Origin of the sequence: Stutzerimonas stutzeri, from assembly GCF_013522825.1 — a bacterium.
Lineage (GTDB): Bacteria > Pseudomonadota > Gammaproteobacteria > Pseudomonadales > Pseudomonadaceae > Stutzerimonas > Stutzerimonas stutzeri_AK.
Map to the genome: position 1 here is coordinate 1 of NZ_JAAMQZ010000064.1, position 10,902 is coordinate 10,902.

Sequence of the window (10,902 nt, forward strand, 5' to 3'; positions counted from 1 at the left end):
GCAAGCGCTTCGACTTCAAATGCCCCATCGAGGTGATGGGAGAGGTCATGCAAAATGCCATGGCGATGCGGCATGATGCTCCGGCTTCAATTCAATAACCGTGTTGCACTCAGCTCCTGCAACCGCCCATACTGTTAAAAGATACTACATCAATGCGCGACGGGCCTTCTTTTACAAAAGGTTCCGGACAGACCCGTAGCAAGACACCATCTTGGGTTAGATAGTGAAGCAAGATAATCCCACGCGCCACCTTCGATTTATCCAACTCAGCATACAGCTGATCAACGCTGTGCTGCGGCACCATCACAAAGGCGTGTTTGATGCTGGGCATTTTCAACGGCTTTTCACCTAAGTCAAATTTGATGTCAGCTTTATTTTTTAACATGTCCGCAAATACCTGTTGAGAATAATTATTAAGAAAATGCCTTTACCGGCCTCTTCAGGCCGCATGGCTTGGGCGGTTCTCCAACGCGCCCCATAAGCTTCCAAAGCGTTTTAATTGCGTACCAGTAATCACGCGCGGTAGATGGTGCAAAGTTTTTTTCCTCAAAAAACTGATGGATATGTTTTTTTCCGGTCTGATGTGCGTCGCAATTGCACCAATTAACAAACTCCAACATGCGCCGAGCAGAACGCCTCCGGCTAGCCTTTCCACCGCGAGACTTATAAAGGTGAATTTTATGGTTGAGTTCGCGCGTCAGCATTGCGCCCTCCTAGATAAGAGTTAGTTACATCAATCCGACCATGTCCTAGCTCAAGAGCAACTTTTATTCGAGCCATATGTCCTATTGGCGTTTCTATACCTCCCAGCACTGGAGCAGGCACCCCTGAAAGCTGCTCATAGCGCTCACAGGCATATGCCGCACGCAACTCGTGTAGTCGACTGATGTCGTGTTTCTGTAATGCCTCTCGCATCTGGCGAATCTGATTTCCTCGAAACTTCTCCCAGCTGCTGACTTTCGGAATCAAAAGATTTCTCTGACCCTGAACGAAAGCACAAAACTCCAAGGCCTGAATTTGAGAAGATGATGAAACTGTAACTTTTCTTTTGCGCCCGCCTTTAGTGCCGCGCGTGATATTTACACATCCGCCGTCGCGCGCTTCCTCAAGTGCTTTTTTGCTATCAAGAAGAGCTGCCTCTTTAGTTCTGAGCCCGAACTCCCTCGCAAGAATTGCAACCGCTTTCCCCTCGGCGAACTCGTTCCCTAGCGAATTCAATGCGCGATAAAACGCATCACGACACAATCCATCAGGAGGCGAAGTTCTTATGTGCGAGCGCTCCGGAATTCCGCAGTCCAGTGTCGGGCTAACTGACTGCCATTCACCAAGGGTTGCCATTTTCATAATCGTGTTAACCGCGCTTACCAGGTTCTGCGCATACGAAACAGATATTTCATCATCACCAACACGATCAGAAAGCAGCGCTCCATACTCAATCAGATCCTCTCGGGATAAATCCTTTAGGTCTTTGATGTTGTTCTCATCCATATAACTAGCGAACGGTTTCCAGCGGTCAGAAATTGTCGCCGCAGAGCTAAATGAAAGATTGCCTCGCTTAAGCGAAAATTTTCCGGCTTTTTTTACGTCTCTAGTTTTCAAGCCTAAGTTGCGAGCTGCCATACAAAACCTCAAAAGTAAATTAGTTAAAGGAGGGCCCGCGCCCTTAAAACTGGTAAGTTTTTCGCGAGAGTTTTTGGTTCTCGCCGACCGTGCGGGCAGCACCGTGCAGGCGGTGCGTACGAGGAGATTTTTTCCGTAGGGAGGGGTGGGAGCTATGGCGGGGCTAATCGCAACCCACTGCAGTGTTCGCTGCAGCAGTCCGGCATCGGCCGTATATCGGCCTGCCCACCGCCTCGACCGGTGGGCCCCAGTTCATTTCTACGGGTGATTCGTCGGGTTTCGTCCATAAATCGAACGGCTGAAACCCACGCAGCACTAAGCGTCCGGCCATTTTTTGGAGAGCCGTCTCTGTGTGCGAGATTGGAGCTGACCGCATGAGCGCATGTGGGGGCGCATGGCGATGAAAAGCCGATGAAAGTTGCGCGCGCGCTGGCTTGTCAGTTCGGGATTGTTCTCAGTGGGCTTAGTAGGGCTACTGAGAGGTGATCCTGGGGATCGATTCGGTGGGCGCACCTGTAGCGTGCACACCGCGGCTGTTTGCCTTGATGCGGGCGCAGGGCCCGATTTGATTATGTGCACCGCCGATTTGCGATCGCACTTTTTGTTAACTACACCACGCGTAAGGCAGTGTAGCGACGACACTACGTGTCGTATTTTCCGCCATTGGCGGCGGGGCGATAGGCTCGCCCGGTGCCTTTGTGAGCTTTGAGGCTAACTCGGCGTTCTCAACCTGTCCAGCCTGAAAGCTGAAAATTTTATAATCTGAAACTGACTATCTGAGCGTTCGGTTGAAAAAGTCCCTTTGTAGCTTCTGCTCACAATGGCCCATCGTTTTCAGGCGACCCTATCCATCGGAAGCTTCTTGGCTAGTGCCTTCCCAGCTGCGGAATTTAAGGCTGCGGGGCCAATGCTGAACTAGCAGCCTTGCCCAGCGACGTCCTTTGGCTCGGATACCGTTCCGGTTCACAGGATGAAGCTCGCCACGCCTACTTGAAAGCATCATAGTCGGCCTCGGGAATAATAAACGCTGAGGCCAGCGTTGCCGTTTGACATCCGGTGCGGCAACAGAATCGCGCTTTAAGGGTGGTGTTTCAGTCAGACAGCGCCATCGCGTTGCCATCGGACATCCACTGCGGCAAGCCCCCTGCTGCCAGTGCCGTGGAAAGGTTTGGTGGCGCTGCCTTTCCCGACGATCCCATCAGTAATCGCGCGCTCGTGCCGCTTCTGGCCGGTTAGCGACGGCCTGACTTCGACCGTCGCTATACATGGTCAAACCTCGGTCTGCTCTGCCATTTCCAAGGCGTCGTCGACCTCAATCCCAAGATATCGAACGGTGCTCTCCAGCTTCGTATGGCCAAGCAGAAGTTGAACGGCCCGCAAGTTCTTTGTCCTGCGATAGATCAGTGATGCCTTTGTACGTCTCATTGTGTGAGTGCCATACATGGCCGGATCAAGGCCAATGGCTTGCACCCAGCCTTTGACGATACGAGCGTATTGACGAGTGGATAGATGGTCTGAGGTGTGCAGCCTGCTCGGGAAAAGGCAGTCCTGGCTACGGAGCTGGGCTTGGTGTATCCAGGCCGCGAGAGCAGACCGTGTTTGCTCAGTAATTTCGAACTGCACTGGTCGCTTCGTTTTCTGCTGCATAACCATTGCTCGTGATGACACATGCTCGCCATGAGCAACGTCGCATACACGGAGCTTGGTTAAGTCGCAGGCTCGAAGCTTGCTGTCGATGGCCAGATCGAACAAAGCCAGATCCCGGGTTCGTTCTGCAAGCTGAAGCCTTACTCGGATGGCCCAGATATCTCTCAGCCGGAGCGGGGTTTTCTGTCCGACCAACTTTCCTTTGTTCCAGGGCCGGCGGGTGCAGGTAGCAGTGATGTTCATGGCAAGTCCTCCACATGTGGGAGGACAAGCATGGCTAGCCAGAGAAGTGGTCGCTAACCGGTCAAAGCGGCCGGTCAGAGGGTTGCCTGCCTTGGTGGCAAATTGATAGCCTACCTACGCTGACGCCATATCAGTTTCTCAGGGATGAAGTGGGAGCTTCGCCCGCAGCACTCAGGCTAGAAGGAACGAACATGCCTACTATCAAAAAGGTAGTACTCGAAAATTTCAAAAGCTTCGATGCCCTAACACTTCAGTTCGACCCGGGCACCAACGTGCTGATTGGAAATAACGAGACAGGCAAAAGTAGTGTGCTGCTGGCCCTGGATCTGACACTGAGTGCGAGCCGCGGCCGGGTGGAAACCATCGGCTACGAGGCGCTGCTCAATCAAGGCGCCGTGCAGAAATTCCTGGCAGGCCCACTCACCCTTGACCGGCTTCCACAAGTCATCGTCGACGTGTTCCTCGAAGAGGGAGATGACCAGGGGTTTTACGGCACTCAAAACCTTTTGGGGACGCAAACAGACGGTCTGCGCATGTCGATAACTCCCTTGTTCGAAGAGTACGGCCCGACGATCGTTGAGCTGCTGAAATCTAACAAGGACAGTTTTCCCTACGAGTATTACACCGTTCAGTTCTCGACCTTCTCTGGTGCGCCTCATGTCAGCTATAGGCGTCCACTCAAACACCTAATGATCGACAGCTCTCGGATCGACACCGAATACGCCGCCCGCGAATACACTCGTGCGGTATTCGGCTTCCATACCGAGGTGCCTGATCGCCACCGTCTCGAAAATCAGTACCGCCAAGGGAAAGAGACTTTTGGGCGAGAAAACTTCAACGTTCTGAACGAAGCACTGGAAGACTATCAGTTCGCCTTGCGAACCAGCGTCCGCTCGAACCTGGAAACAGATTTGGTGATCACCAAGGGTGGCATCCCTATCGAGAATCGCGGCAAGGGGGAGCAGTGCTTCATCAAGACCAACTTCGCACTGCAAAAGCACGAAGCCAAAGGGGGGCTACACGCGCTGCTACTGGAAGAGCCTGAGAACCATCTGAGCCATACCAACATGAAGCGGCTTGTTGAGCGACTCGGGAACACTGCGGGCACCCAGTTGTTCATCGCGACTCACAGCAGCCACCTCTGCGCACGTCTGGATCTACGTCACGCGCTGCTGCTGGGAACTGGGCAAAAGGCTGGGCGTTTGAAAGATCTGTCAGAGCCTACCGCCAATTTCTTCATGAAAGCGCCAGATAACAACGTCCTCGAATTCGCACTTTCCCGGCGAGTCATTTTGGTCGAGGGGGATGCAGAGTTCATCCTCATGGAGCATTTCTACAAGCAGCACGCAGGCAATACCCCCCAAGCCGATGACGTTCACATCATCTCGATCGGTGGCACAAGCTTTAAACGCTATCTGGAGTTAGGCAAGCTGCTGAACATCAAAGTCGCCGCCATTCGGGACAACGACGGTGACTATCAACAGAACTGTGTCGCGAACTACAAGGACGACCTGTACGACCTGGCTCAAATTTTTGCCGACCCAGATCCTGCGCGAAGGACATTCGAGATCGGCCTGTACCTGGACAATCAGAAAACCTGCGACGATCTGTTTGCAGCTGGTCGCAAAACACTGGCCGTGCAGGACTACATGCTCAAAAACAAGGCCGACGTCGCCTTTGAATTGCTGACAAAAAAAGCTGACGGCTTGATCGCACCGAAGTACATCCAGGAAGCGATCGAATGGATAAGAGCGTAATTTTTGCCGTCGCGGGATCCGGCAAAACGAGCCTGGTGATTGATCGGCTCGGCCTCGACCGGCGGGCCTTGATCATTACCTACACGGACAATAATCACCGTCATCTGCGTAACAGGATCATTCAAAAATTCGGGGTGATCCCAGCCAATATCACGCTCATGACCTATTTCTCGTTCCTGCATGGGTTTTGCTATCGCCCTTTGATGCAATTGCAATTGGGAACCCGAGGCCTGAATTTCAGACGCCCACCTGATCGGCGGCTCGCCATCACCGATATCAATCGTTACCGTGATAGCAGCCGTAGGCTTTATCACAATCGCCTGGCAAAACTGTTGGAAGTTGAGGGCTGCTTACCTGCCGTGCGAGCCCGGCTGGAGCGCTTCTATGACTGGCTTTATGTCGATGAGGTGCAAGACTTCGCAGGTCACGACTTCAATCTGCTCCTGCAAATGTCGCAGGCAAAGATCGGAATGACCTTCGTCGGGGATTTCCATCAACACACCTTTGACACCAGCAGAGACGGAGCGGTAAACGGCAGCCTGCACGACGACATCACTCAGTACGAGAAGCGCTTTCGTAATGCGGGCATCGCGGTAGACAAGACGACGCTCAGTCGCAGTTGGCGATGCGACACTACCGTTTGCGACTTCATCAGCACGCAGCTGCAAATCGCAATGGGTGCCCATGAAGAGCGGGACAGCGAGATCATTACTGTCAACGACCAAGACCAGGCCAACACACTGCACGCTGACGCATCCATCGTGAAGCTGTTTTTGCGTGAGCATACCAAGTACGGATGCCACTCCGAGAACTGGGGAGCGAGCAAGGGTATGGATCACTTCAAGGACGTCTGTATCGTGATGGGTGTCGACATCTGGAAACGCTATCTGGCAGGGACGCTACATGAAGCCAATCCGCAGACGCGGAACAAGCTGTATGTGGCGTGCTCGAGAGCGCGAGGTGACCTCTATATTGTCCCTGACAAGCTAATGAAAGCTTTCAAGCAGCAAGGCTGATGCGCCCCCGGCAACTCACTCCTATCAACGTACCGAAGACCAAGCCCATTAGTTCTATGCTCAAAAACTGAGTAGAGTCCAGTGAGAAAGGAAGCAGCAGAGCAAACTGTGCGGACTTTAGAGTTCGCTCAGCCAACCCAAAAGATGCAATTGACGGACGTGATGAATCTGGATACCGGGGAGCCAATCAAGCTTCCGGAGTTCCTGATGCGCGAACTGTCGCTCGTCATCCAGGACAGGAACAAGCTGGCCTCTCGTTTCGTGATCAACCCGAACGAGCCTTGGTTGGTTTGCCAACTCTGCAGCTCGCCGCTCCTTCTCGTGCGCACCCAGGAGCGCTGCTTTCACTTTCGCCACCATCCATCGATCGAGAATGAAACCGGCTGTTCTATTTCGACGAAGGGAAAGCTGAGCCCCGATCAGATTAACAGGATCAAGTACAACGCCCAGAAGGAAAGTCAGGCTCACATCCGGCTCAAAGGCATCATCCGGGACAGCTTGCTGGCGGATAAGAGTTGCTCGGCCCCTCAAGTCGAAAAGGTTTGGAAAGGACTGCGCTTGGCAGATCGTGCGACCTGGCGCAAACCAGATGTACAGGTGGAACGGGCTGGGAAAAGGATCGCATTTGAAGTACAGCTTTCAACCACCTACCTGACGGAGATCGTAGGCCGGCGAGAGTTTTACCGTGCCAACTCAGGTGCAGTGGTTTGGGTCTTCCAAAGCTTCGACCCCACCCAAACACGTACGGCTGAAGAAGACATCCTCTACCTCAACAACCACAACGTGTTCATCGTGAACGACGCCACCCTGGCGCGCTCAGAGTCCAGTGGCAGGATGGCCCTCGACTGTTGGTTTGCTAGGCCACGCATGATTAATGGCCAGATCGAAAACGAATGGTGCACCGAGCCAGTATTCCTGGATCAATTGACAATCCAGCCAGATCTCCAACTCGTGTACTTCTTCGACTACCAAGCCGAAAGAGACGCCTTGGAGGCGTCTTTAAGCCTGGACTCCATGCGCCAAGACTTTCACCAGTTCTGGTTGGAATTCGGTGCAGAAGAAAGTAGAGAAGCGGATGTCGCTTGGACTGAGCTGCGGGAACGCATGAAAGACGCGCTCCCTGATCTCGAGCTCCCAAGGTCTTACTGGCAAGGGCCATTCCATGGCGTGGTGTCGATTATGTTGAGTGCGAGATACGGTCGACCAGTGGGCTACCGCCATGTTCGCCTTCTGAACGTTACCAACACGGCCTTTGAATACTACAAGCCCTTTCTACTTCCGTTTGGCTGGACACTCAGGGATTTCGGCTGGAACGAGACACTTGATCAGCAGGATAAGAAAGGTACCTGGGCGAAGCGTCGTGCAGAGATTCGAGCTGGTATACGTGCGAAGGACAAAGCCTATCAACCGGACGATCAGTTCAATCAGCTCTTCACCTTCCTCATACCTGAGATCAGGGAAAGCCTCATGAAAATGCAATTGTGGTGACTCCTGTGCACTTTTGAGCGAGAGGGAACTGATGGCTACCGTCACGAAGCAGATCCAGTACGCCGCCGAGGCGATTTGTCGAAATATTGCATCGCTCGCTGACCAGCGAGCACTGCTCTCGCAGAACGTGCTCGCTCAGCTGCGGAACCTAGTCGAGGGCGTAGCAGTTCGTCTCCATACAGGCTCACCCGATGCCGAATTTAATTATGCTGCGGTTGATCCGGGGCTGGCTTTCGTCAAGAGCAATGGAAAGCTCAACTTTCTCGGCAGGTTCCACAAGCTGATCCAGCAAAGTGCCTCTCACTACACCTTGGACGGGGACGCTTCCGAGCGTTTGATGCTCAAGTATTACGAGTACCTCTGCCGCATCCGCAGCTTGCTTCGAGACAGCTGTGGATTGGCCGTACTGGAAAACCTTGAGGACTTTCCGGTCGATCTCGATCCATCTCTTCGGGAGTACCACGAGAAGATTGCTGGACGGATTGAGCTGGCTCGCTTATCCCAGTCGGACAACAACCCACGAGATCGATACTACATACATAAAACACGCCCATTTTTCATCTCCGGTCGGATTTACTACGAGGCGACCCTCTATCGCGCCGTAAACAAGGTGAACAAGTTCGACCGCCTCATCGCCTTCACTGATATCGACATGACTGATAAGTACGCGGCCATGTTGACGCTTCGGCGGGATTCGATCGAGGTGCTCGGCCAGAGCATGCCGATCACGATCATCAGCGAGTGGGAAGTTTCAATCCGTCCGTGCGAGTTCGACAATTTCGCGCGTCTTCTGGGCTTAGCCTCTAAAGTGCGAGCCGCATCGACGGAGTATCGCTACCTGATGTATCGGCTGACGGCTGGCTCAGGCAGTCTGCTTGATCTTCTGGACATCCCTGACGGCAGCTATGCGGCGGCAAGAGCAGAGGCTACGGCTGGCGGTGCACAGCCGCTGATCTTCCCTGTACTGGACAAAGCGCGCTGGATCGTGAGGTCGCGAGCTCCGGGCCACAACGTCCTTCGGTATCTCATGCTGCGGATGCAGAACCAGATACTCAAGTCACAGTACGACCGAGACGGCTGTCGCGTTCTTTCTGGACTGAAGTTTCGGTACGGCTGCATTCCCTTTGACACCATGCCATTTTGTACCTCGTTGTCCTCCCACAATCCGCGGTACTGGGACCTCGTCGAAAGCCTTGATACGACTGGAAGGATCCATGAATTGCTCGCTCGACGCGTGAAGAACAACGTGGAACGTCATGGAAACCTTTACACACCCGTAGTTGACCTTGAGGCGTTCGGAGATGTCAGTGGATTGATCTCGACCTACAACACGAAGCTCTACTACAAGCATACGGAGCGCCAACTCCTGCTCGACAGAGGGCACGTCTTCGTCCGTGGGTATGAGAACGAGACTGTCTCCATCGTTGAGCTGCTTCAGAAATACTCCTCGTCGAGGATCGAAGGCTTCACTCAGGCCGTTGAGCGCTGGCTCGATGAAACACCTCGTCGCATCGACGACCCGATAAAGAAGAATGCTCTCAAGCAGTTGTTCAGCCAATCGCGCGTCGCACTGATCTATGGGGCAGCCGGCACTGGCAAATCAACGATGGTTGACCACATCGCTCACTATTTCAACGATAAGGAAAAGCTGTTCCTGGCGCACACAAACCCAGCGATCGACAACCTAAAACGCAAAGTGACCGCGCAGAACGCAGACTTCCGAACAATCAGCAGTCAGATTGGCAAGAAGGCTTCTACCACGGAGTACGACCTTCTCGTTATCGACGAATGCAGCACCGTCAGCAATGCAGATTTCATCAAGGTAGTGGAGAAAACCTCCTTCAAGCTGCTTGTATTGGTTGGCGATGTTTATCAGATCGAGTCGATCCAGTTCGGCAACTGGTTCGAGATCATCCGATCATTTATTCCAAGCACGTCGGTGTTCGAACTGACAACCCCCTTCAGAACCAAGAACGACTCACTGTTAGGTTTCTGGAATAAAGTCCGCGCAATTGAAGATGACCTCACAGAGGTCATGGCCCGCAACGGGTATTCCAGCGTGCTCGACAAGACGCTATTCGAGCCTCAAGGGCAGGATGAGATCATCCTGTGCCTGAACTACGATGGTCTCTATGGAATCAACAATATCAACCGATTTTTGCAGGCCGGCAATCCTGGCGCGGCGACTACCTGGCGTGTCTCCACGTACAAGATTGGAGACCCAGTGCTCTTTCATGAGACAGAGCGGTTCCGACCAGTGATCTACAACAACCTCAAGGGTCGCATCGTTGGCATCGACAGCGTTCGTGGCCGGATCCAGTTCGACGTAGAGCTTGATCGACCGCTCAGCGAGTTCGACGTAGCTAATGATGAGCTTGAATGGATAGAGGGCTCGACTGTGCGCTTCTCTGTATACGACTTCAATACTAGCGACGAAGACGACGACTCGCTAAACACTACCGTACCATTCCAAGTTGCTTACGCCGTGTCGATACACAAGGCGCAGGGCCTCGAATACGACTCCGTCAAAGTCGTCATCACCGATGCCAACGAAGACGACATTACGCACAGCATCTTTTACACAGCAATAACCCGAGCACGCGAGCGTCTGCGGATATTTTGGACTCCCGAGACGCAGCAAAATGTTCTAGAGCGGATCAACCACAGCGCAAACACAAAGGATGTCGCTATTCTCGCTGCCCGTCGCGGCCTTACACCGGTACGTAGATGAATTACCGGAGCACCAATGCAGCCAAGGGTGATAGCCGATTGCATTGGTAAGGCTTCGGTAGGTATGCTCTTAGCTTCAAATGCTTTAATAGTCCAAGCTAAATCAGGACGATAGCGGCCTGTCGTGACGGGCAGCTTCTGGCCGATTCTGTTGAAAAAGTAGCGGCCTCCCCATGCCATTGGCAAAATTGCTCTGTCAGCGAGCGTGAGGGCGAACAGCATGATGGGGCAGTTACCGGGAGGACAGCAGCGCCTGTTCTACTCGTTCAATCTGGAAGATCACGTCCCGGGCCAACACCTCCTGCGCAGTATCGACCAGTGCCTGGATCTCAGTGATCTGCGTGCCTACCTGGCGGATTTCTATAGCCCCATCGGGCGTCCCTCGATTGACCCGGAGTTGA

General features: G+C 53.3%; 7 protein-coding genes and 1 pseudogene. 5 read left to right on the forward strand and 3 right to left on the reverse strand.

Going from position 1 to position 10,902, the window contains the following annotated elements:
- Nucleotides 1-109 precede the first annotated feature (109 nt).
- The 3 genes from G7020_RS22885 to G7020_RS22895 all read right to left on the reverse strand — a co-directional run bounded on the left by G7020_RS22885 (nucleotide 110) and on the right by G7020_RS22895 (nucleotide 3,510).
- Nucleotides 110-385 carry a hypothetical protein gene (locus G7020_RS22885; protein ID WP_181087153.1) on the reverse strand — a complete coding sequence of 92 codons (276 nt, stop codon included), beginning with the start codon at nucleotides 383-385 and terminating at the stop codon, nucleotides 110-112.
- Nucleotides 386-678: 293 nt separating this feature from the next.
- Nucleotides 679-1,620 (reverse strand): integrase domain-containing protein, encoded by a 942-nt coding sequence (locus G7020_RS22890; protein WP_181087154.1) that lies wholly within the window; start codon nucleotides 1,618-1,620, stop codon nucleotides 679-681.
- Between the two features lie 1,269 nt (nucleotides 1,621-2,889).
- The gene (locus G7020_RS22895; RefSeq protein WP_003152807.1) at nucleotides 2,890-3,510 is read right to left on the reverse strand and encodes a tyrosine-type recombinase/integrase; all 621 of its coding nucleotides are present in this window, start codon (nucleotides 3,508-3,510) and stop codon (nucleotides 2,890-2,892) included.
- 191 nt (nucleotides 3,511-3,701) lie between these two features.
- Between G7020_RS22895 and G7020_RS22900 the strand changes: the two genes are divergently transcribed.
- The 5 genes and pseudogenes from G7020_RS22900 to G7020_RS22920 form a co-directional block, all read left to right on the forward strand.
- Nucleotides 3,702-5,267, forward strand: a complete 1,566-nt coding sequence (locus tag G7020_RS22900; RefSeq protein WP_181087155.1) for an ATP-dependent nuclease — start codon at nucleotides 3,702-3,704, stop codon at nucleotides 5,265-5,267.
- Nucleotides 5,252-6,283: an AAA family ATPase gene (locus G7020_RS22905; RefSeq protein WP_181087156.1), complete on the forward strand. Its 1,032-nt coding sequence runs from the start codon at nucleotides 5,252-5,254 to the stop codon at nucleotides 6,281-6,283. Before G7020_RS22900 ends, G7020_RS22905 begins: the two co-directional genes overlap by 16 nt.
- A gap of 162 nt (nucleotides 6,284-6,445) precedes the next feature.
- On the forward strand, nucleotides 6,446-7,771 hold the full coding sequence (locus tag G7020_RS22910; RefSeq protein ID WP_258189478.1) for a DUF6035 family protein: 1,326 nt from the start codon (nucleotides 6,446-6,448) through the stop codon (nucleotides 7,769-7,771).
- Nucleotides 7,772-7,802: 31 nt separating this feature from the next.
- The gene (locus tag G7020_RS22915; protein WP_181087157.1) at nucleotides 7,803-10,502 is read left to right on the forward strand and encodes an ATP-dependent DNA helicase; all 2,700 of its coding nucleotides are present in this window, start codon (nucleotides 7,803-7,805) and stop codon (nucleotides 10,500-10,502) included.
- A gap of 219 nt (nucleotides 10,503-10,721) precedes the next feature.
- A pseudogene (locus tag G7020_RS22920) lies at nucleotides 10,722-10,902 on the forward strand (IS5/IS1182 family transposase); the annotation flags it as partial.